This window comes from Dactylosporangium darangshiense, assembly GCF_039537565.1.
GTDB classification, from domain to species: domain Bacteria; phylum Actinomycetota; class Actinomycetes; order Mycobacteriales; family Micromonosporaceae; genus Dactylosporangium; species Dactylosporangium darangshiense.
Map to the genome: position 1 here is coordinate 1 of NZ_BAABAT010000083.1, position 24,238 is coordinate 24,238.

Consider the following 24,238-nt stretch of genomic DNA (forward strand, 5'->3'; position numbering starts at 1 on the left):
CCCAGACTTCCCTCGACCATCGAGCGCACCGGCAACCCGGCCGGTCACTCCCACACGCCCTGACCCGCGTCCAAGATCATCGGGCTGGACCGGCCGGGCACCGAGACCTCGTCGGTGGATCAGGGCTAAGGGCTACACTGCCGCGTTCAGCTATGGGTATGCCCGCCGAATCCTAGATGCTTTCGACGATAGAGTCCGTAACGCCTATCGCCAGCGGTGCGAACAATGGTTGGGCCGACCTGCGCAGGAGCTGTCGACTCCACTCCTGGCCGGCTACATCTTGAGAGAGTCGGATAGCCGCGGGTGGAGCATCGGGCGAACGATTTCATGGCTTCGAACAACGGTCGAAGTCAGCCAGTTCCGGCAGGGCATGGCCGAACTCGTGGCGCGAGTCGACGCCCAAGACCACGCCGGTATCGACGAGGTTCTCGACGAACTCGAACGCGCGGCCCAACTGTGGTCGGCTCGAATTGGTGCGAGTCTCCCTCGTCGCAAGATCGCGCTTCAGCCGGCTCTGCCGTTCGTCTCACCCTCCATCAACGTGCCAGTGCCAGACCTTACGCGCACGCCTGGAAAGAAGCTATTGGTTCTGGCCGAACGATTACTCGCCTAGTCGCGACTGGAGCGGAGGACCGCGAATCAGCGACGTACCTGCATGCAGACGAGAGTTGACGCACTCGGACCGCGACAAGAGGTAGGCGTCGCCGGCGCATGCGTCCGCTCATCGGCTTCGGATGCCGAGCGACTGGTTCGGCTGTCACGCTACGTAGCGATCGGATCGCGACATGTGCGGACGCCAATATCCGGCGGCCGGCGCCGCCGTCATCCGAAGCCCGGCGAATGCGGCGTGACCGGACTCCTATTCGTCCGGGCGTCCGTCCACAAGATGCACGTGACGCAGGCCCGGCGACAAGCCGGCGACATGCTCCGGGCTACCATGGTGAGGTCGCGAGGGCCTGAACCGGCCGTCATCGACGGCGAGATCGTAGGTGCCGCCGAAGCAGTACTCGGCCAGGATGCCGGTGAGCCTGTGCCTTGCAGCCCAGACAAGTCCGGCATCCAAGGACTCGAAGAGACCGGAAGCGTAGCGTGCCCGCTCTCCTTGAAAGATCCACATGGTGGTCCGTCCAGGATCTTGCCGGCTCGTCGATGCCTGAGGTCCCCCGTCCGGCATCAGGTCTGGGCCACCGCGTCCCGGAGAAAGCTCTCCACCTGGGCGTGGACGGTGCCGCCGCGCGCGTCGGCCGGCACCTGGACGTCCAGCAGGCGCACGCCGGTCTCGGTAGTGTTCGGTACGTAGAACAGCGTGTGCAGCACGCCCTTGGTCGGCATCGCGTCGAACAGCGTCCGCGCGTCGAGATAGGTGTTCCGGTCCTGCTCCGCGGCCACGAACAGCGCCGGTACCAGTAGGTTCCGCATGGCCGGTTCGGCGTCGTATCCACCGTACTGCCGAACGCCGGAAATGCTCACCAGCCCGTTGACCCGAGGCGTGATTTGAGCGGCGGCGACCGCGGCGAACGTCGCGCCCTCGGCAGCACCGATCAGGACTACCTTCTCGGCGCCTTGGCCTCGAAGCCACGTCACCGCCGCCGCGATACCCGCGACGGCCGTGCCACTAGCACCGTCAAGCGGCTCGGAGGCGCCGTGGCCGGGCAGGTCGAACGCCAGCACGCGGTACCCGAGTTTGGCCAGGCTGAGCCCGTATGGCAGCCACGAACACAGGGATGCTAGATCGGAATGCACGAGGACAACGCCCTTCGCCCCCTGCCCGACAACGATACCAGCGAGGCTCGCCGTCCCCCCGGCACTGATCGTGATCGCCTGTCCTTGACGGGCCTCGTCCGGACAACGGGCGCCCGGAGCCGGTCGGGCCGCGCTCGCCACCGGGGACGAAGGTGCCGTCCCCGGGGACGGAGGTGCCGTCCGACTCGCCGGCGTGGTACACCCGGCGACGGCGACGATCATCATGAAGAGCACCGGAATCCGGCGAAGCCACCCCGATCCGCACATGCCAACCCCCGTTGACTCAGAGCTAGCCGAGACGGTACCCGAGCCACGCAAACGTATCGACAGCGGCGCAACGTGACCAGCGGAAATGAGTTCCTCGGGTGGGATGCTGGCCGCGAGGGTGGGAGCGATGGCCGCTGTCGAAACACGACAGGGGCCATCGCTCTCGGCCGATGGATTCAGTGGCGATTGATGGTCCAGGTGAAGGTGCTGCTGCCGGAGGCGCCGACCGAGTCGGTCGCGTTCACGGTGACGGTGAAGGTGCCGCGGGTGGTGGGGGTGCCGGAGATCAGGCCCGAGGTGGAGATGGACATACCTGTGGGCAGGCCGGTAGCAGTCCACTAGTACGGCGCGGTGCCGCCGCTCGCCGCACCGTCGACTGGGACACGACCAGCGACACATCCAACGACACGCCCCGCATCGTCATACCCATCACTGACGGACAGGACCTACATACGCCAACATCGGTGTACCTGACAGGGTTGGACCAGAAAGATCAGACGCACTCAATTCATTAGATGAGTGAATTGGTCAACCGCTTCCACCGGCCCAGACCGTAACCCACCGTAGTCGTCTCGTCTCGACGGATCTGGATGTCGGCAGTACTACGGAACCCGTGCGGTCGTCCACATGATCGGTTGCTCGCTGGCTGCTCGGATGTTCGCTACTTGGCACGGACGGACGCGGATGGCACAGGAACTTTCGCGTCCGATGCAAGGCGAGCCCCTGCCTTTGGAGAGTTCTGAGCCAGCCGACCAGCACGGACGTTGCAGGACTGCATCGGACGCTCGACGATCGCCATGGACTTCTCGTTGCTATACTTGAACTTGAGTGAGTTGATCGTCCACTTCGGACTTTTAATCGTCGGCAATCGCAATGGCAGGTCCCATTGCACCGTGATTTACCTGCGTAAACATGCGGCCAGCCTGTCCATTGTGGATTTAGATTGCTCCAAGGTTGCTCGTCTGTTCAAGCGGCCGTTTGTCCGCGCCTGTCGGGGCGTAGCCTCAAGTGGGGTGTGCCCGGTGTCGCTCCGGGCCTCATACCTTCTACCAAGCCGACCCACCTCGGCACCTGATTACACGCACCAATCTCGTCGCCGCGCGTGGAGCTTGGGTGAAGTTGATGACGGATTTACAGCCCATGCGTGTAACCGACTCGGAGCTGCGGCTCGACGATGCTGGGAGCGCTTTCCTCGGTGCAATCGCCGTACGCCAGCTGACCATGCCTCGCGGCGTAATGGGCTGCAAAAGAGGGGGCCCTGTTCCGGCTTGGCTATCCGGCCGTAACTTTCTGGGACCGTTCGGACTGGCGTTGTCAGCCGTTCTGGTCAGGCAGTCCGGCTGTGAGCCGGCGTATGCGTGGTACACAGGGGTCGATGTCGCGAGTGCGGTTCGTCAGTGTCTGGAGGCCCGCGGTGGTTGATGTTGGCGAGGTGGCGTCAGCGGTGCTGCCGTACCTGTCGGGGGTGGCTGGTGCCTACGGTTCGGCGGTTGTACAGCGGGTGAGTAACGGCGCGGCGGATGCGACCGCGGATGCGACGCTGGGTGCGGGGCGCCAGTTTCCGCGCCGGCTGTTCGGTTCGTCCCGGGCAAGCCAGGTCCAGTCCGCGGTGGTCGATCTGGCCGGGCAACCCGACGACGAGGGGCTGGCTGATGTGCTGCGGGCACAGGTACGGGCGGCACTGGCCGCGGACGCCTCACTGCTGGCCGATGTGGTGCCGTTGCTCGGCGCCGTCGGCGGGAATTTCACGGTGACGGTGTCCGGTTCGCAGGGTGTGCAGGTCGGTGACGGCAACACCCAGACCAACACGTTCAACGCACCGCCGCGGTGACCGCCGGTAGCGATCCCCGGCCGGTATCGGTGCAGGGCGGTCAAGGTCTGCAGGTCGGCGACCACAACCTGCAGACCAACCTGCACATGGACGCGTCCACGTTGCCGCCCGCGCAACGGGTCGCCGGTGATGGGGTGGTGCACAATTTGCCGTTGGCGTCTGGAGTGTTCGTCGGCCGTGACCTGGCGATGCTGGCGGGGCTGCTGCGCGGTGGTGCGGGCGGGGCGGTGGTCGGGCAGGCGGCGGTGCACGGTCTGGGCGGTATCGGCAAGACGGAACTGGTGCTGCAGTACGCGCGGGAGTACGCCGGCCGGTATCGGCTGGTGTGGTGGGTGACCGCGGACACCCCCGAAAACGTCGCTCTCGGGCTGGCGGCGCTGACGCGCCGGCTGCATCCGGTGGCGACGCTGGCCGACGCGCAGGAGTGGGCGGTGGGCTGGTTGCAGTCGAACCGGGGCTGGCTGCTGGTGCTGGACAACGTCGAGCGAGCTGAGGACATCACCGGCCTGCTGGGACAGGTAATGGGGCAGGGCCACGTGGTGGTGACGACGCGCCGTGATCTGGGCCGGGCGCGGTGGTTGCGGCTGCGGCTGTCCCCGCTGCGCCTAGACGTGCTCGATCGGGCCGCCAGCGTCGCGTTACTCACGGAGCTGACCGGCCTGAGGGATGCTGGGGCGGCGGATCGGCTCGCCGCCGACCTGGGCGATCTTCCGCTGGCCTTGGAGCAGGCGGGGGCGTACATCAGCCAGCATGACGGGCTGGGCTGCGACGGGTACCGGGCACTGCTGGCAACGCAGTTCGCCCAGGCGGCGGCCGACGGTGGGGAGGGCGGCGACGCGCAGCGCACCGTCGCGTCGGTCTGGCAGGTCACCATGCACACAGTCCGGGCGAGGTCGCCGCTGGCGGACCAGGTGATGCGAGTGCTGGGGTGGCTGGCACCGGAGGCGCTGCCCGACGACGTGCTGCTGCCATTGGCCGACAACCCGGCCGCCCTCGGCGACGCGCTTGCCCTGCTGGCGTCGTACAGCATGATCGGCCGAAGTGCCGGAAGCGTCGGTGTGCACCGGCTGGTCCAGGCCGTCACCCGTGCCGGGACACCAGCGGACGACCTGGACGAAGCCGTGCGGCTGCTCGAAGCAGCGTTGCCGGACGACCCGATCAGCAACGTCGCCGGCTGGCCCCGCTGGAACGAACTGCTGCCACACATCGATGCGGTGCTGGCCCACCTGCCCAGCACGCACGAGAACGCCACTGCGTTTTACATCGGCGGGCGCGCGGCAACCTACCGCCAATTTCAAGGTCAAATCGCTGAGGCGGTCGCGGCGTTCGAGCAGCTGCTCATCGACCGGCGGCGGGTGCTCGGCGAGGACCACCCCGACACCCTGGCCACCCGCAACAACCTGGCCGCCGCTTACCAGGAGGCCGGTCGCGTCCCTGAGGCGGTTGCGGCGTTCGAGCAGCTGCTCCCCGACCTCCGGCGGGTGCTCGGCGAGGACCACCCCGACACCCTGGCCGCCCGCAACAACCTGGCCTACGTCTACCGGGACACGGGTCGCGTCGCTGAGGCGGTTGCGGCGTTCGAGCAGCTGCTCCTCGACTTCCGGCGGGTGCTCGGCGAGGACCACCCCGACACCCTGACCACCCGCAACAACCTGGCCGCCGCCTACCGGACGGCGGGTCGCGTCGCTGAGGCGGTCGCGGTGTTCGAGCAGCTGCTCACCGACCGGCGGCGGGTGCTCGGCGAGGACCACCCCAATACCCTGGCCACCCGCGCCCACCTGGCCGCCGCTTACCGGGCGGCGGGTCGCGTCGCTGAGGCGGTCGCGGCGGTCGAGCAGCTGCTCACCGATCGGCGGCGGGTGCTCGGCGAGGACCACCCCAACACCCTGGACACCCGCGCCCACCTGGCCGCCGCCTACCGGGCGGCGGGTCGCGTCGCTGAGGCGGTTGCGGTGTTCGAGCAGCTGCTCCCCGACCGGCGGCGAGCGCTCGGCGAGGACCACCCCGACACCCTGGCCACCCGCGCCCACTTGGCCTACGTCCACCAGGAGGCCGGTCGCGTCGCTGAGGCGGTTGCGGTGTTCGAGCAGCTGCTCCCCGACACGCGGCGAGCGCTCGGCGAGGACCACCCCGACACTCTGGACACCCGCGCCCACCTGGCCGCCGCCTACCGGGCGGCGGGTCGCGTCGCTGAGGCGGTTGCGGTGTTCGAGCAGCTGCTCCCCGACCGGCGGCGGGTGCTCGGCGAGGACCACCCCGACACCCTGGCCACCCGCAACAACCTGGCCTACGTCTACCGCGACGCGGGTCGCGTCACTGAGGCGGTCGCGGTGTTCGAGCAGCTGCTCACCGACCGGCGGCGGGTGCTCGGCGAGGACCACCCCAACACCCTGGCCACCCGCGCCAACCTCGCCGCTGCGCGTGCGGCAATGGACGAGCCCGATGACGGATCTACAGTCCGCGCCTAACCACACCTGCACACCGACCTCAGCGCAGGCAGACCTCTGCTGCAACCCAGACCTTCAAGATCTGTAGCCGAAGTCGTTGTTCTGAATGTTGTTGTCACCGATCGACACGCCCTGATTGTCGTTGAGCGTGACGTTGTACTTCGATCCGGCCGTCTTCGCCGAGCCTGCGGAACTCAAAGTTCCTGAGGTTGAGGATGTCGAACGCTTGGGAGCCGTGCCTCCGGCTCCGCTGAACGCGTGCACGATGTGCGCCTTGAGGGTCTGGACCGTCAGACTGCCGGGATAGTTCGGCTTCAGAATGCTGGAGTGGTTTCCGGGCAGTGTGCTGACGTTCGGATACACGCTCTGCGCGGACGCGCGGGTCACGACGTTGTCGGTGCGCCCCGCGTATGCGTATACCGGAATTGGGCATGTCCGATCTGTCAGCTCCGTGGCATGAACGATGGACTTCAAGAAGGTCCGGCGCGCATCGGTGGCGTCGGTAACGAGTGTTCTTAGCTGCCCGGCCTGAGGATGTCTGCCGAATCCGAGCGCTCGTCGAATCGTCCCGAGATACTCGGACCCCTCGTTCGGGCAGGCCAGCAGGACGATCGCGCGGACCCGGGCCAGTTCGTGGGCCCGCCCCTCATGCACCATCCAGGCCAGATGCCGCTGCAGAATGAGCCCGCCCTGGCTGTGCGTGACGATGACGAGCGGCCGCGCTGCATCCTTGAGCGCAAGCTGCGCCCCGAGCGAGTGCGCAATGTCGTCGTAGTCCGGAATCCGCGTCGGCATGAGCGGCAGCCGCACCTTCGGCGACTCGTACCGGAACGCGTCGATTTCCAGGCCTTCCAAGTCTCCGTCGACCCGCATCTGCGTGACGATGGAGTCCCAGGTCCGCGGCGAGGACCAGAATCCGTGGATCAATACGAGCTCACCGTCGATCATGACGCCTCCGATTCCGAGCCGGCCGCCTCCATGGTAGGCGTCGCACGCTCACGGGCCGCCGCCCTGGCAACACCCGCACGAGGAAGTCCGCCGACACTCGACCGACCCGATTCCGGCTTCGCGGCGAGCACAATTGATGAGGCACGTCGATGGGCGGCACCAGCAGACAGCGGCGATCAGCATGGGTGGACCGTGGATCCGAAACGTTCGCCTCGAGCCCCGAAGCGAAGCCTGCGCCCGAAGTGGCTGCGCCGACTGCCGCGTCAGCGACAGCCCGGTCACTACGACGTTGTCGTTTCCGGATCGCAGGGCGTCCACGTCGGCGACAAGGTCGTCCAAGAAACGCACATTCATCCACCCCCATCCCATAGGAGCGCGTGGCTGACGATCGTTGTACCGGCATCTGCCGCAATTGCGGCATTCGCCCTTGCCGTGTGGCAGTGGACGCCCGGCCAGGAGGCGAGAGTGCTGTGGATCTTCGGTGTCGTCATGAGCGTCGCGACCGGCTTCCTGGTCTACTGGATAATACGCAGCACACCTATCGATGTTGGGGTCAACGTGGATGCCCGAAGCTTCAAGACATCACGGCAGCGATTGGTCGGGCTGACGGAACGTCTGTGGGTCCAGGGCGCCCTCCGCGACTCGCTCCAGGAGGTGGTCCGGCTCAACATCGGCCTCGCGGATCAGGCAGATGCGGTGCAGGACCCGTATGGCTCGAGCAGGCTCCACGACCTCGCCGTGGGGCGGGACCTGCCGATCGGAACCCGGCTGTCGACGTTGATCGACACGTCGGCCGGTCAACGGATTCTGATCATCGGCGAACCGGGCTCGGGTAAGACGAGCCACCTGCTCGAACTGGCCGACGACCAACTCCGGCGATCCCGGAAGAGCGACACCGCCCCGATTCCGATGGTGCTGCTGCTCTCCACGTGGGCTAAAGGCAAGGACGGTCTCGCCTCCTGGATCTGTGCCGAGGCCCGTCAGCGTTACGCCATCAATGCCGCCGAGATGTTGCAGTGGCTACGAGAAGGCCAGGTTCTGCTTCTACTGGACGGCCTGGACGAGGTCGCGGATAGGTGGCGGGAGACCTGCCTCGCCGATATCGAGGCCTTCTGCGTCGACACGGCGTTCAGCCAGTGCAGCCTCGCGCTCACCTGCCGGACCAACGAGTTCGTGGCACTGCAGAAGAAGGTCACGATGACCAAGGCTGTCAGGGTGCTGCCGCTGACCATCGGCCAGGTCCGTCGGGTGCTGGCGGACGGCGAGCCGAACACCACCGCGCTCGCACGCGCCGTTGCCGAGGACGACACACTGGCCGCGCTGCTGAGTACACCGCTCATGCTCAACATCGCGATGCTGGCCTTCGCTGATCTCCAACCGGGAGCGAGCCTGGGCGACGGCGACCCGCGGAACCTTCTGTTCGGTGTATATGTCCAGAAGATGCTTGCACGGGTCCGAGCGCTACGCCGGAGCGCCGACGAGACCTTGCCGGCACGCCCGTTGGATCCGAAGGAGATGTACTTCCATCTGGTCTGGCTCGCCCGGCTGATGACCAGGCAGGGGGAAACGATCTTCTACCCTGATCTCCTCACACCGGCCTGGCTGCCCGACACAGGGACGGGCTGGACGATGCCGCAGAAACGGTGGCCGATCGACTGGATTGTCAGGAAGCTCGGCTGGGATCACACCAGTACCGGCCTCGTCGGCGGCGCGCTCGCCACCTTGGGCGGCGCGCTTGCCGCCGCCCCGCTCGGCGCGATATCGCATGGGTTCGCCGGCGCGCTGATCGCCGCCGCGGGCGGGGGCCTGTTGCTCGGCGCCGGCGTCTCGTTGACCTTCGGGGTGCTGTTCCAGTCGCCGCGGTTCGAGCGGTGGTTCACACCGGTGGTCGGTCACGACACGTATCAGATCTTTGCCGCCACGAGCTGGACATGGTCCCGGAAGAAGGCCGGCCGCGGTCTCATCACCTGGCTGCTATTCGGCGGATTTGTAGCCTTGGCGCTGTTCCTCACCGGCGCAAGCGGAATCGAGGCGGCCTCGGTGGCAATCGTGCTCGGGCTGGGCGGTGTGCTCAGCGGTGGCACAGTGCCAGACCACGAGAAGCCGCCCATCCGGCCGCACGGCGCGCTCGGGGCGTCGCTGGACCGGTTGAGGCTGCTGCTGTTGGTGCTGCTCGGCGTCGTCGTCGTAGGCAGCGCCACGCTCGCACTGCTCAGGGCGCCTTGGACGGCCCCCATCGCGGCGCTGCCGGTGACGGGAGCGTTCATGCTCACGGCCGGCCCGGGACGGGCGTGGCTGCGCTACCGTGCGGCGCAGTTCGGCGCCCGCACCTCGCACCTGTTCGCGAAGGACCTCATGCAGTTCATGGAGCGCGGCGAGGATCGGGTATTGCTGCGCCGGGCCGGTGGTGGGTACATGTTCCTGCACCGCGACATTCAGGAGTACCTCGCCGAGCAGCGGCCCGACGCGCCGCCGACGGATCGGGAACTGCTGCGGCAAGGGTGAGCTACAGATCTTGATATTGCCATCCGTTTGGCGATCTTGGCGTCCTCATCCAGTGGGTTTGTCAGCCTGCTACGGCAGGATGACTCCGGTAGGTCACGCCAGCCGACAGTTCGGCGAGAGCGAGTCCAGCCGCCGACCGCACGGGCGCGAAGACCACCCAGCCTTGAAACGCTGGGACGAACTCGCCGACTACTCGTTGCAATACACGGACTTTTACAAACTCGAGCTGATGCGACGGCTTACGACTGTTGGCGAGGAAGAGCCAGACGCTGAGTTAGGGAGCGTGCACACCGGAAGCACTGTTATGGGCACCGCCTACGTACAACCAGGACCCGCGCCCGCGATCGACCGCTAGTCGATCTCCGGCCCTGTTAGTGCTGCCGCTGGAGGCTAGAGGATTCGAACCTCTGTAGCTTCTGCGACGGATTTACAGCCCATGCGTGTAACACGCTCGGAGCTGCGGCTCGACGATGCATGGACGTGCTTTCCTCCGTGCAATCTCCGTACGCCCGCTAATCATGCTCGGGGCGAAGACGGCTGTAACAGAGGGGGCCTCTGTTACAGCCTGTCCATCCGGCCGTGATTCTTGGGGCCGCTCGGACTGGCGTTGTCAGCCGTTCTGGTCAAGCGGTCCGGTTGTGAGGTGGCGTACGCCTGGTACACAGGGCGATGTCGTGCCTGCGGTTCGTTGAGGTCTGGGAGGTCGGCCGTGGTTGATGTTGGCGAGGTGGCGTCGGCGGTGTTGCCGTACCTGTCGGCGGTGGCCGGTGCATACGGTTCGGCGGTTGTGCAGCGGGTGAGCGACGGCGCGGCGGATGCGACGGCGGATGCGACGCTAGGCGCGGGCCGCCGGTTGGCGCGGCGGCTGTTCGGTTCGTCGCGGTCGAGCCAGGTCCAGTCCGCGCTGGTCGATCTGGCCGGGCGACCGGGTGATGAAGGGTTGGCTGATGTGTTGCGGGCGCAGGTGCGGGCGGCGCTAGCCGCGGACCTGTCGCTGCTGGCCGATGTCGTGCAGTTGCTCCGCGCTGCGGGTGGGAAGTTCGAGGTGTCAGTGTCGAACTCGCAGGGGGTCCAGGTCGGTGACGGCAACACCCAGACCAACACGTTCAACGCACCGCCGCGGTGACCGCAGGTAGCGATCCCCGGCCCATGTCGGTGCAGGGCGGTCATGGTGTGCAGCTCGGCAATCACAACGTGCAGACCAATCTGCACGTGGACGCGTCCACGTTGCTGCCCGCGCAGCGGGTCGCCGCCGACGCGACGGTGCACAATCTTCCGCCTGCGTCCGGGGTGTTCGTCGGCCGTGACCTGGCGATGCTGGCGGGGCTGCTACCCGGTGGCGAGGGTGGGGTGGTGGTCGGGCAGGCGGCGGTCCATGGTCTGGGTGGTATCGGCAAGACGGAGCTGGTGCTGCAGTACGCGCGGGAGTACGCCGACCGGTATCGGCTGGTGTGGTGGGTGACCGCGGACACTGCGGAGAACGTCGGTCTCGGCTTGGCGGCGCTGACCCGTCGGTTGCATCCGGTGGCGACGCTGGCCGACGCTCAGGCGTGGGCGGTGGGCTGGTTGCAGTCGAACCGGGGTTGGCTGCTGGTGCTGGACAACGTCGAGCGCGTCGAGGACATCACCGGCCTGCTGGGCCAGGTAATGGGGCAGGGCCACGTAGTGGTAACGACCCGCCGCGATCTGGGCCGGGCGCGGTGGGCGCGGCTGCGTCTGGCTCCGCTGCGCCTCGGCGTGCTCGATCGGGCCGCCAGCATCGCACTGCTCACGGAACTGACCGGCCTGCAGGATGCCGCAGCGGCGGGTCGGCTCGCCGCCGACCTGGGCGATCTGCCGCTGGCGCTGGAGCAGGCGGGGGCATACATCAGTCAGCATGAGGGGCTGGGCTGCGACGGATACAGGGCGCTGCTAGCCACACAGTTCGCCCAGGTGGCGGCCGACGGCGGGGAGGGCGGCGCCGCGCAGCGCACCGTCGCGTCGGTCTGGCAGGTCACCATGCACACGGTCCGGGCCAGGTCGGCGCTGGCAGACCACGTGATGCGAGTGCTGGGGTGGCTGGCGCCGGAGGCGCTGCCCGACGACGTGCTATTGCCACTAGCCGACGACCCTGGCGCCCTCGGCGACGCGCTTGCCCTGCTGGCGTCGTACAACATGATCAGCCGGAGTGCCGGAAGTGTCGGTACGCACCGGCTGGTCCAGGCCGTCGCCCGAGCTGGGACATCTCCGGATGGCCTAGATGAACCGGATGGCCTAGATGAAGCAGTGCGGTTGGTCTTGGCAGGGTTGCCGGACGACCCAACCAGCAATGTCGCCGGCTGGCCCCGCTGGAACGAATTACTGCCGCACATCGACACGGTGCTGGCCCACCTGCCTAGCACGCACGAGAACGCGGCCGCGTTGTACATCGGCAACGTCACGGCAATCTACCGCCAATCCCAAGGTCAAGTCGCTGAGGCGGTCGTGGCGTTCGAGCAGCTGCTCACCGACTGCCGGCGGGTGCTTGGCGACGACCACCCGAACACCCTGACTACCCGCGCTCACGTGGCCGCCGCCTACCGGGAGGCGGGTCGTGTCGCTGAGGCGGTCGTCGTGTCCGAGCAGCTGTTGATCGACTGCCAGCGGGTGCTTGCCGACGACCACCCGAACACCCTGAACAGTCGCAGCAACCTGGCCGCCGCCTACCGGGAGGCGGGTCGTGTCGCTGAGGCGGTCGTGGCGTTCGAGCAGCTGCTCACCGACTGCCGGCGGGTGCTTGCCGACGACCATTCCAACACGTTGGCCATTCGCAGCAACCTGGCCGCCGCCTACCGGGAGGCGGGTCGTGTCGCTGAGGCGGTCGTGGCGTTCGAGCAGCTGCTCACCGACTGCCGGCGGGTGCTTGGCGACGACCACCCGAACACCCTGAGCAGTCGCAGCAACCTGGCTGCCGCCTACCGGGAGGCGGGTCGTGTCGCTGAGGCGGTCGTGGCGTTCGAGCAGCTGCTCACCGATCGGCGGCGGGTGCTTGGCGACGACCACCCGGGCACCCTGAGCAGTCGCGCTCACGTGGCCGCCGCTTACCGGGAGGCGGGTCGTGTCGCTGAGGCGGTCGTGGCGTTCGAGCAGTTGCTGATCGACTGCCGGCGGGTGCTTGGCGACGACCACCCCGACATCCTGATCACTCGCAGCAACCTAGCCGCCGCTTACCGGGAGGCGGGTCGTGTCGCTGAGGCGGTCGTGATGTCCGAGCAGTTGCTGATCGACTGCCAGCGGGTGCTTGGCGACGACCACCCCGACACCCTGGGCACTCGCAACAATCTGGCCGCCGCTTACCGGGAGGCGGGTCGTGTCGCTGAGGCGGTCGTCGTGTCCGCGCAGTTGCTGATCGACTGCCGGCGGGTGCTTGGCGACGACCACCCGAACACCCTGACTGCCCGCGCTCACGTGGCCGCCGCTTACCGGGAGGCGGGTCGTGTCGCTGAGGCGGTCGTCGTGTCCGAGCAGTTGCTGATCGACTGCCGGCGGGTGCTTGGCGACGACCACCCGAACACCCTGACTACCCGCGCTCACGTGGCCGCCGCCTACCGGGAGGCGGGTCGTGTCGCTGAGGCGGTTGCGGCGTTCGAGCGGCTGCTCACCGATCGCCTGCGGGTGCTTGGCGACGACCACCTCGACACCCTGATCACTCGCAGCAACCTGGCTGCCGCCTACCGGGAGGCGGGTCGTGTCGCTGAGGCGGTCGTGATGTCCGAGCAGCTGCTCACCGACTGCCAGCGGGTGCTTGGCGACGACCACCCCAACACCGCTGCAGTCCGCCATGGCCTGGCCGTTGCCCGTGCCGCAATGGACGGGCATGGTGACGGATCTACAACCCAAACGCTCAACCTGGCCTGACGTGCTGCAGAGCGCGGCCGATAGCCCATCTTCTCCGCGCAATCTCCGTACAACTAATGATCATGGCTTCAGGTCCGGGAGCCGACTGGCTGGAACAGAAGAATGTGTGCCCTCTGTTCCAGCCGAACGTCGCCGGAGGGCTTTCGCCGGGTGGACCGCCCTACACCCAGGAGAGACGTTCGGATGAGGCAGTCCGGTTCGCCCCGGGGCGCTGACGTGGTACACCGGGGTGACGTCGTGTGACGGGAGGCTTCGCGGTGGTCGATGTCGGTGAAGTTGCCTCGGCAGTGGTGCCGTATCTGTCCGCGGCGGCTGGGGCGTACGGCGCTGCGGTGGTGCAGCGAGTGGGCGATGGGGCCAGTGACGCCACGGCGGATGCGGCGCTTGGGTTGGGGCGTCGGTTAGCTCGCCGGCTGTTCGGTTCATCGCGGTCTGAGCAGGTGCGAGCGGCGGTCGTGGAGGTGGCGGAGCGGCCCGGCGACGAGGTCCTGGCCGATTTGTTGCGGGCGCAGGTGCGGGCGGCGCTGGCCGAGGACCCAGCGTTGGCGGCTGAGGTCGCAGCGATGCTCACCACTGCCACCGGGCGGAAGTTCACCGTCACGGTCTCCGGCTCGCAGGGCATCCAGGTCGGTGACGGCAATACACAGACCAACACGTTCGGCATGCCGCGATGAGCGTGTCGATCCCCGGCGGCCACGGTGTCCAGGTCGGAGATCACAACACCCAGACCAACGTCGGCGTGAACGCGAGCACGATGCCACCGGCACAGCGGGTCACGGTCGATGGCCTGGTGCACAATCTGCCCGCGGCGTCTGGCGTGTTCGTTGGCCGCGATTTGGCGGCACTGGCTGGCTCGTTGCACGGCGACGGCACTGGGGTGGTGGTTGGGCAGGCGGCGGTGCACGGCCTCGGCGGCATCGGCAAGACCGAGCTGGTCTTGCACTACGCACGCGCGTTCGCCGACCGGTATCAACTGGTGTGGTGGGTGACCGCCGATACCGTGGAGAACGTCGGCCTGGGGTTGGCGGCGCTGACGCGCCGGCTGCATCCGGTGGCGACGCTGGCAGACGCGCAGGCGTGGGCAACCGGCTGGCTGCAGTCCAACCACGGGTGGCTGCTCGTGCTCGACAACGTCGAGAACGCCGACGACATCACGCCTTTGCTGGGCCTGATCGCCGGCCAGGGGCATGTGGTGGTCACCACCCGCCGCGATCTCGGCAGGGCGAGATGGACGCGGCTCGGACTTACCCCACTGCGCCTCGACCGGCTCGATCGAGCCGCCAGCATCGAACTGCTGACCCGTCTCACGGGTTGTGGCGATACCGCAGCTGCCGGTCGTCTCGCCGCAGATCTCGGCGACCTCCCGTTGGCGTTGGAACAGGCGGCCGCCTACATCAGCCAACACGACGGACTGGGCATCGACGACTACCGGACGCTGCTGCGTACGCAGTTCGCTCGGGTGGCTGCAGACGGTGGGGAGGGCGGTGCTGCGCAGCGCACCGTCGCTTCGGTCTGGCGCGTCACTATGGACGCGATCAGGGCCAGATCGGCGCTTGCGACCAGAATCATGACGCTGTTGGCCTGGTTGGCTCCGGAGGCCCTTCCCGAGGACGTCCTGTCACCGCTGGTCGACGATCCCGCCGACCTCGGCGACGCCCTCGCGTTGCTTGGTTCGTACAGCATGATCAACCGACATGCCGGGATGATCAGCGTGCATCGTCTGGTTCAAGCCGTTACCCGCGTCAGTGCGCACCCGACCGGTCCGGACAACGATGCCGCCGAGCAAACTGCGCAGCTGCTGTGGGCGGCCATCCCGGATGACTCGATTAACAACTTCGCTGGCTGGCCGCGCTGGAATGCGCTGTTGCCGCACATCGACGCACTACTGGCACATTTGCCTGCCGAGCACGAGAACACCGCAGCGCTGCACGTGGGCGAGCGAGCTGCCAAATATCGAAAGTTTCAAGGTCGACTGGCAACCGCGATCAGCCAATTCGAGCAGGTCCTCGCCCGACTATCGGCGGGTGCTTGGCGCCGATCATCCTGACACCCTCACCACGCGCGACAATCTCGCTGGCGCCTATCGGGTGGTGGGTCGGTTGGGCGAGGCCATCGACGTGTTCGAGCAGGTCCTCGACGACCGGCGGCGGGTGCTTGGCGACGAGCATCCTGACACCCTCACCACGCGCGACAATCTGGCTGGCGCCTACCGAGTGGCGGGTCGGGTAAACGAGGCCATCGACGTGTTCGAGCAGGTCCTTGTTGAACGGCGGCGGGTGCTCGGCGACGAGCATCCTGACACCCTCACCACGCGCAACAACCTCGCCGTCGCCTACCAGGCGGCGGGTCGGTTGAACAAAGCCATCGACGTGTACGAGCAGGTCCTCGCCGACTGCCGGCGGCTGCTCGGCGACGAGCATCCCCACACCCTGGGTGCGCGCAACAACCTTGCCAGTGCCTACCGGGAGGCGGGTCGGGTGGGCGAGGCCATCGACGTATACGAGGGCGTTTTCACCGACTGCCGACGGCTGCTCGGCGACGAGCATCCCCATACCCTCACCACGCGCAACAACCTCGCCAATGCCTACCGGGAGGCGGGTCGGGTGGACGAGGCCATCGACGTGTACGAGCAGGTCCTTGTTGACCGGCGGCGGGTGCTCGGCGACGAGCATCCCGACACCCTCACCACGCGCAACAACCTCGCCGTCGCCTACCAGGTGGCGGGTCGGGTAGACTGTCGGCGATCATGTAATTCCCCCGTTTGAGCGGGGTTCGATCACGTAATTCCCCACCCCGATCACGCAATTCCCCCAGGGGAGCACGTGCGTGGCGTCGGGGTCTGGTCCTCGCAGGCAAGCAGTCTGCCTCCATCCGAGGGTGGAGGCGCCGATGGCGAGGAGAAGCTTCTACGTGATCGACATCGTCGAGATTCTGGTGCATTGGTATGCGGGCCGGTCGCAGCACGAGCTGGCGGCCAGCCTCGGCGTCGACCGCAAGACGATCCGCAAGTACACGGCGCCGGCGATCGCAGCCGGGCTGGTGCCAGGCGGCCCGGTGCGTAGCCAGGCCGAGTGGGCGCAGCTGGTGCGGGGCTGGTTCCCGGAGTTGGTCGATACCCGGTTGCGGCAGGTGACCTGGCCGGCGATCGAGGTGCACCGCGATTACGTCGCTGAGCAGTTGCAGGCGGGGGTGACCGCGGCGACGATCCATCAGCGGTTGCATGACGAGCGCGGGCTCGACGCGTCGGTGGCGTCGTTTCGCCGGTGGGTGCGGGCGAACCTGCCTGAGGAGACCCGCCGGGCGCAGGTGCGGGTGCTGGGCGAGACGCCGCCGCCTGGGCATGAGGCGCAGGTCGACTACGGCCGGTTGGGGATGTGGATCGATCCGGGCACCGGTAGGCGGGTGGCGGTGTGGGCGTTCGTGATGGTGCTGTCGTACTCGCGGCATATGTTCGTGCGACCGGTGCTGCGGATGGACCAGCGGGCCTGGACCGAGGCGCATGTGGAGGCGTTGCGGTTCTTCGGCGGTGTCCCGCAACGCATCGTTCCGGACAACCTGGCCACCGGGGTGGAGCGCGCCGACCTGTACGACCCGAAGCTCAACCGCGCGTATGCGGAGTTGGCCGAGCATTATGGCGTGTTGATCGACCCGGCTCGGGCCCGCAAGCCCCGCGATAAGCCCAGGGTCGAGCGGCCGATGCCGTATGTGCGGGACTCGCTGTGGCGGGGTCGGCAGTTCACGTCCCTGGCCCAGATGCAGACCGCGGCGGTGGACTGGTGCCTGAAGGTGGCCGGGCAGCGGGCTTGCCGGCCTCTGGACGGCGCCGCGCCGGCGGCGGTGTTCACCGCCGCCGAGGCCGACGCGTTGCAGCCGTTGCCGGCCAGGCCGTTCGTCCTGGCGACGTGGTCGACCGGCAAGGTCGGACCGGACATCCACGTCAAGGTCGGCAAGGCGTTGTACTCGGTGCCGTGGCGGCTGATCGGGCAGCGCCTCGATGCCCGGGAAACCTGGACCACCGTCCAGATGTTCCACAATGGACACCTGGTCGCCACGCACGCCCGGACGGGCAAGGGCAAGCGCACCGACATGTCGCATTACCCGCCGGAGAAGATCGCGTTCGCGATGCGGACCCCGGCCTGGTGCCGCCGCCGCGCCGGCGAGATCGGACCTTCCTGCACCGCGGTCATCACCGCGCTGCTGGAGGTCGGCGCCCTCTACCGGCTGCGCTCCGCTCAGGGGGTGATCGGCCTGGCCGACAAGCACGGCGCCGAACGGCTGGAGTTGGCCTGTGCCAAGGCAATCACGGCTGGTGATCCCTCCTACCGCACGGTCAAGGGCATCCTCGCCGCGGGTGCGGAGACCGACCCGCCGCCACCATCGACTGGGGACGGCGGCGCCAGCGCGCACCTGCACGGCCCGGCCGCCCTGTTCGACAACGTCTACCCCCTGCCCGGCCGCGACGGCGATCAGGGGGCGGCCTGATGAGCCGCGACGTCCCCGCCTACCCGATCAGCCGACCCGACAGCACCGACAGCCGGTTCACCGTTGGCCTGGCCCTCGACGTCGCCGCCGTCCTGGCCCGCCACGGCTACCCACCCCTGAGCACCGGCGCCGACCTGCTGCGCCTGCAACAGGCCCTGTTCACCCTCATCTACCAGGAGTACCAGTGACCATCATCGACGTCGCCCTGCACGCCAGCCTGCGCACGCTGAAGCTGTCCGGCATGCTGGAAACCCTTGACGCCCGCCTGGCCCAGGCCCAGGCCGGCGAACTCGGGCACCTGGACTTCCTGCAGGTGTTGTGCCAGGACGAGATTACCCGCCGGGAGACCATGTCCATCCACCGGCGGCTACGCCGCGCCCATTTCGACGAGCAGACCACCCTGGAAGGCTTCGACTTCGCCGCCAGCCCCAAACTCCCCGCCGCGCAGATCCGGGACCTCGCCGCCCTGCGCTGGCTCCACAGTGGAGAGTCGATTCTCCTGCACGGCCCGGTCGGTGTCGGGAAAACCCATGTGGCACAAGCCCTCGGGCACCTCGCTATCCGCCAAGGCGCCGAGGTCCGCTTCTACAAGACCAGCCGGGTCCTGGCCCACCTCGCCGGCGGCCACGCCGACCGCACCTGGCCCAAACGCCTCGCCGAGCTCACCCGACCACACGTGCTGATCTTGGACGACTTCGCGATACGCGAGTACACCCCGCAACAAGCCGACGATCTCTACGAGTTGATCAGCGAACGCGCCCAGGCCGGCCGATCGCTGATCACCACCTCGAACCGCAACCCGCCCGACTGGTACCCGCTGTTCCCGAACCCCGTCGTCGCCGAGTCCCTGCTCGACCGGCTCATCAACACCAGCCACCAAGTGTTCATGAACGGCCCCAGCTACCGGCCCAACAAACGACCCGGGCGCGCGGTCCCCCAGTCCACCACGAACGCGAAGTAGAGTCGTCCCACAGGGCCAGCACCGGGGGAATTGCGTGATCGCAGCCCGGGGGAATTTCTCGATCGCTCACAGGTAGACGAGGCCATCGATGTGTTCGAGCAGGTCCTCGCCGACCGGCGGCAGGTGCTCGGCGACGAGCATCCCGACACCCTCACCACGCGCGAGAACCTGTCAGCGCTACGGCAAAGTAGGGGCTGGGTCCAGCCGTCGCCGACGAATCCTTGACCGACTGCCGCGGGTCCATACGGAGGAGTTGGGCCGGATCTATAGTCCGCACCCGATTCGGAGGGTGGTGCGCGTGGCCGGCGCGACGCAATCGCGCATCATCAAGAACAGGGTGACTTTGCCGCCCGAGGTAGGGCAGCATCGGATGCCGTGCCCAAGCCGCTACCCGAGTCGACCAAGACCAAACTCCGCAGACGCCTGAGCTATCACGCCGCGCGGCTGTGGCCAGCCCTCGCTGAAGTCAAGGTGGACTTCCGGGGCATGTTCGCCTACGTCGAGGGGCAACTGCCAGACGGCACGTCCATGTCGTTGTGCCGGTTGCGTTACCACGGCTCACCGTACTTGTGGGGTTTCGCGATCTACCTCGCCGGCGGCGGGCGCTATCAGGATTCGATGCTGCCCAGCGGCACCCCAGTCGGCACCGCCGAGGAGGCCCTGGACTGCGCGTGCGGCGTATACCTCAACAACCCCGCCGACCCGATTCCACCGCCCGACGACCGACACTCCCCGATCATCGCCGCAACCACCACGCCCACAACGACACCGCTCCTGCATCCCGCCGCCCGTCGCCGGCTCGCTCGGGGCAGGGAGTGGGCTACAAGGGCGTGCTGTGTGCAGACGCCGTGGACAGCGTGCGCACGCCATGGCATCACCGGCGTCCTTTACTGGCAGATGATGTACGCGCAGCAAGGCGTCTGTGCCATCTGCGGTCAGTGTGCGTACCGCGACGGCGAGATCGTCCCACTCGGCATCGACCACGACCATGCGTGTTGCGATGCCCCAACAGGTTGCGCTCGCTGCGTTCGTGGCCTGCTTTGCTCGCCTTGCGGTGGCTGGCTCGGCGCATACGAGCGGCAGACCCGATTCCCCGGACTGGCTGGCTTCCTCGCCAGGCATCGAACGCAAGTCGACGCGTACCTCGCCACGCCCACGACAGCTATTGTCCGACGCCAACGAACCTGAGGAACTGAAGCTTCGGGCCCAGGACGCGTTCCAGGGCGGGGTGGATCTGGGTGAGCTGGCCGCGGATGCGGTTGGACACCCGGGTCGACTCGCCGGCTAGGTCGTCGTCGAAGCCGATGAGGACCTCCAGTTCGGCCAGGGCTTCGTCGCCGGTGTCGACCCTGCGCAGCGTGTGCGGCAGGGTCCGGGCCGCGTCGGCGATGACGTGGGCGTCGCGGGCGTCGGTCTTCGCCGTTGCGGGATGCAGGTCCGCGATGCGGCGCGTGGCCAGACCGGGCAGGTAGGCCACTGCGTGGCCGCAGGCGCGGCCCACCGCAACCGGCAGCGCGCCGATCGAGGCGGCTGGGTCAACGGCCACGAGCAGCGTGCCGTGGCGGGCGAGCTTCGTGAACAGCGCTTGCAGCCTGGCCTCGGTGTTGGGCAGTGGCGTATCGTGCAGCCGTTTACCGTCCGGTGCCGGGCCCGCGGCGTGGTGTTCGCCCCGCGAGCCTGCAGGCCACCCACGCGATCGTCGGCATCCACCAGCCCACCGCCACCACCGCCCGCACCGCCGACGGTCGCGTCGAGGTAGTCAATACCTGCCGGGCCGCAGACCTCTACGGCGACGCGACTGTGCCGATCGTCGGCGCAACACGCCCGGACGTGATCATGGACAGCCCGCTGCTACGCAGGGTCGCGACCGGCACAGCAACCTGCAACGCAACACCGCCGCACTCGACGAACTCACCGGCATCCTCACCGCCAGCCCCGTCCACGTCCGGGCCGACGACTCCGTCGCCGTCCGGATCGACGTCCCCGAACTGTTCGTGGCCGGGGAACCGCTCGCCGTCGCCGTTGCCACCGTCGACGGGCAGCGCCACTCGCTGCGCATCATCGTCACCGACGAGCACGGACGGGTCGCCGATGCCCGCCTGCCCAAGCTGGACCCGGCCGGTGCCGGCAGTGTCACCGTCGAGGGGCTGCCCCCAGGCGCCTACACCGTCGACGTCACCGGCACTCAGCCTGGCAGCCCGGTCAGTAGCGACGTCGTCGTCTGGGCGGACACACCGTAGCGGCGGCGCGGCGGGTGCACCGGCATCGCTCTTATGTGGCTAGACGCTTTTCGGGGCGCGGCGCGGAGGCGATCGAACTCGTCATCCAATTGGTCTCGTCGCACCCACACTTGTGGCCGAAGCATGCCCCGATCGCCGCGTCCCCGCAGCGGCCATCGGGGGTGTGGCTTTTATCAGCTGGTGAAGACCAGCACTGAGTTGGCGACCACAACGATCGCTCCGAGCCCGATCCCGGCGGCCGCGCTGACCGGGAGCCGGCTCAGGCGGCGCCGCGCGTCCAATCCCAGCACGAACGACGCGATGCCGAGTGCCGCCGGTAGCCCCGGACCAGTAGATGACGACAACGGTCGGCACGCCGAGGATCGCGAGCGCCAGCGACCAAACAGCAGTCCGGCCAGGCTTCTGCCGCAGGGCTACCCGCGCTGCCACCGCGAAATCCACCGTTGCGGCGAGCAGGGCGATACCGGCAAGCGCCGCGATCTCTCCCGCCGAACCGGAACCCAGCGAACGCCGACTTCGGAGGGCAGCCACGGGCGGCAAAGGGTTGACAGTTTCACCGACCAAGCGTGCCCTCGATCATGCCAACGCCCGATGCAACGGAGCCGGTTCGGCTCGTTTCGTCGGCGGTGGCTTACGCGCGGAAGACGCGGCGCGGATTGCAACGTCAACGATTGTCGCCGAACACTTCCCCAGCGATCTCCAGGACGAGTTGCGGTCGCAGCTTCGCGAGTGCAGGCAAGGGCAACAGCCATGATCCGACCGCAAACACCTCACCGATGAGGAGGTAGGCTCGCGGCAGACCAGCAACCTCGGCAACTCGGGCCAGCCCCGCTGCTCGCGACGCAAGATCGGTAATGCTTCGGGCGGTCGTCTCGGCGCGGTCGAGGTTGCCGGCGGCGGCAATTGCCGCAACTACCTCGACCAGCGCCTCTGCTCGCCGGTCCGGGTCGTTGATGTTACGCGCCGTCGTCTCGGCCCGGTCGAGATTGCCGGCGGCGGCCATCGCTGCAGCAACGCTGGCCAGCGCCTCCGTCTGCTGGCCAGCGTCGGTAATACTGCGGGCGGTGGCCTCGGCTCGGTCGAGATCACCGGCGGTGGCCATCGCTGCAGCAACCCGGGCCAGCTCCTCTGCCTGCTCGTACGGGTCGGTGATGTTGCGGGCGGTCGTCTCGGCGGCCGCGGCCAACATCCGGGCTCGTTCGAGATTGTCGGCGGCGGCCATCGCGCCAGCGACCAATGCCAGCAGCGGTGCCTGCTGGCATGGGTCGGTGATGTTGCGGGCAGTCGTCTCGGCGGCGGCGGCCAGCCGCCCGGCCCGGTCGCGATCACCGGTGGCGGCCGTCGCCGCAGCAACCCGGGCCAGCGCCTCGGCCTGCAGGTGCTCGTCGACGATACTGCAGGCCATCGTCTCGGCCCGATCGAGATCACCTGCGGCGGCCACCGCTGCAGCAACCCGGGCCAGCGCTTGTACCTGCTGGTACGGGCTGCGGATGCTGAGCGCTGTGGCCTCGGCTTGATCGAAATTGCCGGCGGCGGCTACCACCGCAGCAACCCGGGCCAGCGCTTGTGCCTGGTGGTACGGATTAGTGATGCCGTGGATGGTCGTCACGGCCCTGTCGAGGTCACCGGCGGCGGCCACCGCTGCAGCGACCTGCGCCAGCGCCTCTGCCTGCTGGTACGGGTGGGTGATGCTGCGCGCGGTCGTCTCGGCGTCAGCGGCCAACTGCATGGCCCGGTCGAGATCGCCGACACGGGCCATCACCGCTGCGACCTGGGTCAGCGCCTCCGCCTGCTCGTCCGGATCGCCGATACTGCGGGCCACGGTCTCGGCCCGGTCGAGATCGCCGGCCCGGGCCACCGCCGCTGCGACCTGGGTCAGCGCCTCTGCCTGCTGGTCGAGGTCGGTGATGCTGCGGGCCATGGTCTCGGCCCGGTCGAGATCGCCGGCCCGGGCCACCGCCGCTGCGACCTGGGTCAGCGCCTCTGCCTGCTGGTCGAGGTCGGTGATGCTGCGGGCCATGGTCTCGGCCCGGTCGAGATCGCCGGCCCGGGCCACCGCCGCTGCGACCTGGGTCAGCGCCTCTGCCTGCTGGTCGAGGTCGGTGATGCTGCGGGCCATGGTCTCGGCCCGGTCGAGATCGCCGGCCTGGGCCACCGCCGCTGCGACCTGGGTCAGCGCCTCCGCCTGCTCGTAGCGGTCGGTGATGCTGCGGGCCATGGTCTCGGCCCGGTCGAGATCGCCGGCCTGGGCCACCGCCGCTGCGACCTGGGTCAGCGCCTCCGCCTGCTCGTCCGGTTCGCCGATGCTGCGGGCCATGGTCTCGGCCCGGTCGAGATCGCCGGCCCGGGCCACCGCCGCTGCGACCTGGGTCAGCGCCTCCGCCTGCCTGTCCAGATCGGTGATATTGCGGGCGGTCGTCTCGGCGTCGGCGGCCAACTGCAGGGCCCGCTCGAGATCGCCGGCGGCGGCCGCTGCCCGAGCGACCCAGGCCAGCGCCGCTGCCCGCCAGCCGGGGTCGGTGATACCGCGCACCGTCGTGTCGGCCCAGTCCAGACCTCCGGCGGCGGCCACCGCCGCGGCGACCCTGGCCAGCGCCTGTCCCTGCCGGTATGGGTTGGTGATACTGCGGGCGGTCGTCTCGGCGTCAGCGGCCAACTGCCCGGCCCGGTCGAGATCGCCGGCGGCGGCCGCTGCCCGAGCGACCCAGGCCAGCGCCGCTGCGCGCCAGCCCGGGTCGGTGATACCGCGCACCGTCGTGTCGGCCCAGTCCAGACCTCCGGCGGCGGCCACCGCCGTAGCGGCATCGGCCAGTGCTAGGGCATGTCTCCTGGATCTTGGTGGGATGATCCATACCATCCGGATTGTTACCCGCACGCCATGACTGCCCGATTCGAACTCACGGACGCCGAGTGGGACCTGCTGCGCCCGTTGCTGCCC

The 24,238-nt window shown here is 68.2% G+C and carries 20 protein-coding genes and 1 pseudogene; 15 read left to right on the top strand and 6 right to left on the bottom strand.

The window, feature by feature from the left end; translation table 11 throughout:
* Positions 1–370: 370 nt before the first annotated feature.
* On the top strand, positions 371–613 hold the full coding sequence (locus tag ABD901_RS55820; protein ID WP_345143958.1) for a hypothetical protein: 243 nt from the start codon (positions 371–373) through the stop codon (positions 611–613).
* 246 nt (positions 614–859) lie between these two features.
* On the opposite strand, the gene ABD901_RS59470 is transcribed toward ABD901_RS55820, so the two are convergent.
* The 3 genes from ABD901_RS59470 to ABD901_RS55830 form a co-directional block, all read right to left on the bottom strand.
* The gene (locus tag ABD901_RS59470; RefSeq protein WP_425556859.1) at positions 860–1,174 is read right to left on the bottom strand and encodes a DUF7710 domain-containing protein; all 315 of its coding nucleotides are present in this window, start codon (positions 1,172–1,174) and stop codon (positions 860–862) included.
* Positions 1,174–2,010, bottom strand: coding sequence for an alpha/beta fold hydrolase (locus ABD901_RS55825; RefSeq protein WP_345143960.1), 837 nt, complete (start codon positions 2,008–2,010; stop codon positions 1,174–1,176). Before ABD901_RS55825 ends, ABD901_RS59470 begins: the two co-directional genes overlap by 1 nt.
* A 176-nt stretch (positions 2,011–2,186) precedes the next feature.
* Positions 2,187–2,333, bottom strand: a complete 147-nt coding sequence (locus tag ABD901_RS55830; RefSeq protein ID WP_345144001.1) for a putative Ig domain-containing protein — start codon at positions 2,331–2,333, stop codon at positions 2,187–2,189.
* Positions 2,334–3,454: 1,121 nt separating this feature from the next.
* Here ABD901_RS55830 and ABD901_RS55835 point away from each other — a divergent pair.
* Both ABD901_RS55835 and ABD901_RS55840 read left to right on the top strand, forming a co-directional pair.
* Complete coding sequence (locus ABD901_RS55835) at positions 3,455–3,841, top strand: hypothetical protein (protein ID WP_345143963.1); 387 nt, start codon at positions 3,455–3,457, stop codon at positions 3,839–3,841.
* Complete coding sequence (locus ABD901_RS55840; RefSeq protein WP_345143966.1) at positions 3,838–6,309, top strand: tetratricopeptide repeat protein; 2,472 nt, start codon at positions 3,838–3,840, stop codon at positions 6,307–6,309. The genes ABD901_RS55835 and ABD901_RS55840 overlap by 4 nt, the downstream gene beginning before the upstream one ends.
* 54 nt (positions 6,310–6,363) lie before the next feature.
* On the opposite strand, the gene ABD901_RS55845 is transcribed toward ABD901_RS55840, so the two are convergent.
* The gene (locus ABD901_RS55845) at positions 6,364–7,236 is read right to left on the bottom strand and encodes an esterase/lipase family protein (RefSeq protein ID WP_345143968.1); all 873 of its coding nucleotides are present in this window, start codon (positions 7,234–7,236) and stop codon (positions 6,364–6,366) included.
* 465 nt (positions 7,237–7,701) lie between these two features.
* Between ABD901_RS55845 and ABD901_RS55850 the strand changes: the two genes are divergently transcribed.
* From ABD901_RS55850 to ABD901_RS55900, 11 genes are all read left to right on the top strand, one after another.
* Positions 7,702–9,741: an NACHT domain-containing protein gene (locus ABD901_RS55850; RefSeq protein ID WP_345143971.1), complete on the top strand. Its 2,040-nt coding sequence runs from the start codon at positions 7,702–7,704 to the stop codon at positions 9,739–9,741.
* 727 nt (positions 9,742–10,468) lie between these two features.
* Entirely contained in the window at positions 10,469–10,867 is a 399-nt protein-coding gene (locus tag ABD901_RS55855) for a hypothetical protein (RefSeq protein ID WP_345143973.1), read from the top strand.
* A gap of 23 nt (positions 10,868–10,890) precedes the next feature.
* Positions 10,891–13,617, top strand: coding sequence for an FxSxx-COOH system tetratricopeptide repeat protein (gene fxsT / locus ABD901_RS55860; RefSeq protein ID WP_345143976.1), 2,727 nt, complete (start codon positions 10,891–10,893; stop codon positions 13,615–13,617).
* Between the two features lie 239 nt (positions 13,618–13,856).
* The gene (locus tag ABD901_RS55865; protein ID WP_345143979.1) at positions 13,857–14,291 is read left to right on the top strand and encodes a hypothetical protein; all 435 of its coding nucleotides are present in this window, start codon (positions 13,857–13,859) and stop codon (positions 14,289–14,291) included.
* The gene (locus tag ABD901_RS55870; protein ID WP_345143981.1) at positions 14,288–15,664 is read left to right on the top strand and encodes a hypothetical protein; all 1,377 of its coding nucleotides are present in this window, start codon (positions 14,288–14,290) and stop codon (positions 15,662–15,664) included. Before ABD901_RS55865 ends, ABD901_RS55870 begins: the two co-directional genes overlap by 4 nt.
* Entirely contained in the window at positions 15,642–16,382 is a 741-nt protein-coding gene (locus ABD901_RS55875) for a tetratricopeptide repeat protein (RefSeq protein ID WP_345143985.1), read from the top strand. The genes ABD901_RS55870 and ABD901_RS55875 overlap by 23 nt, the downstream gene beginning before the upstream one ends.
* 145 nt (positions 16,383–16,527) lie before the next feature.
* Positions 16,528–18,099, top strand: a complete 1,572-nt coding sequence (istA, locus tag ABD901_RS55880; RefSeq protein WP_345144005.1) for an IS21 family transposase — start codon at positions 16,528–16,530, stop codon at positions 18,097–18,099.
* The gene (locus tag ABD901_RS55885; protein WP_345143987.1) at positions 18,099–18,287 is read left to right on the top strand and encodes a hypothetical protein; all 189 of its coding nucleotides are present in this window, start codon (positions 18,099–18,101) and stop codon (positions 18,285–18,287) included. Before istA ends, ABD901_RS55885 begins: the two co-directional genes overlap by 1 nt.
* Entirely contained in the window at positions 18,284–19,060 is a 777-nt protein-coding gene (gene istB, locus ABD901_RS55890; protein WP_345143990.1) for an IS21-like element helper ATPase IstB, read from the top strand. Before ABD901_RS55885 ends, istB begins: the two co-directional genes overlap by 4 nt.
* A gap of 30 nt (positions 19,061–19,090) precedes the next feature.
* The gene (locus ABD901_RS55895) at positions 19,091–19,285 is read left to right on the top strand and encodes a tetratricopeptide repeat protein (RefSeq protein ID WP_345143992.1); all 195 of its coding nucleotides are present in this window, start codon (positions 19,091–19,093) and stop codon (positions 19,283–19,285) included.
* 150 nt (positions 19,286–19,435) lie between these two features.
* On the top strand, positions 19,436–20,248 hold the full coding sequence (locus tag ABD901_RS55900) for an endonuclease domain-containing protein (RefSeq protein ID WP_345143995.1): 813 nt from the start codon (positions 19,436–19,438) through the stop codon (positions 20,246–20,248).
* 7 nt (positions 20,249–20,255) lie between these two features.
* Here ABD901_RS55900 and ABD901_RS55905 read toward each other — a convergent pair.
* A pseudogene (locus tag ABD901_RS55905) lies at positions 20,256–20,732 on the bottom strand (IS110 family transposase); the annotation flags it as partial.
* Between the two features lie 322 nt (positions 20,733–21,054).
* Between ABD901_RS55905 and ABD901_RS55910 the strand changes: the two are divergent.
* The gene (locus ABD901_RS55910) at positions 21,055–21,300 is read left to right on the top strand and encodes a hypothetical protein (RefSeq protein ID WP_345143997.1); all 246 of its coding nucleotides are present in this window, start codon (positions 21,055–21,057) and stop codon (positions 21,298–21,300) included.
* A 664-nt stretch (positions 21,301–21,964) separates the two neighbouring features.
* On the opposite strand, the gene ABD901_RS55915 is transcribed toward ABD901_RS55910, so the two are convergent.
* The coding region (locus ABD901_RS55915) for a tetratricopeptide repeat protein (RefSeq protein WP_345143999.1) at positions 21,965–24,238 on the bottom strand (2,274 nt) is incomplete at its 5' end.

Bases quoted from the DNA above. Each gene is read 5' to 3' on its own strand.
- fxsT (WP_345143976.1), top strand. From the start codon at position 10,891: ATGTCGGTGCAGGGCGGTCATGGTGTGCAGCTCGGCAATCACAACGTG.
- ABD901_RS55885 (WP_345143987.1), top strand. From the start codon at position 18,099: ATGAGCCGCGACGTCCCCGCCTACCCGATCAGCCGACCCGACAGCACC.
- ABD901_RS55870 (WP_345143981.1), top strand. From the start codon at position 14,288: ATGAGCGTGTCGATCCCCGGCGGCCACGGTGTCCAGGTCGGAGATCAC.
- ABD901_RS55825 (WP_345143960.1), bottom strand. From the start codon at position 2,010: ATGTGCGGATCGGGGTGGCTTCGCCGGATTCCGGTGCTCTTCATGATG.
- ABD901_RS59470 (WP_425556859.1), bottom strand. From the start codon at position 1,174: ATGCCGGACGGGGGACCTCAGGCATCGACGAGCCGGCAAGATCCTGGA.
- ABD901_RS55820 (WP_345143958.1), top strand. From the start codon at position 371: ATGGCCGAACTCGTGGCGCGAGTCGACGCCCAAGACCACGCCGGTATC.
- ABD901_RS55845 (WP_345143968.1), bottom strand. From the start codon at position 7,236: ATGATCGACGGTGAGCTCGTATTGATCCACGGATTCTGGTCCTCGCCG.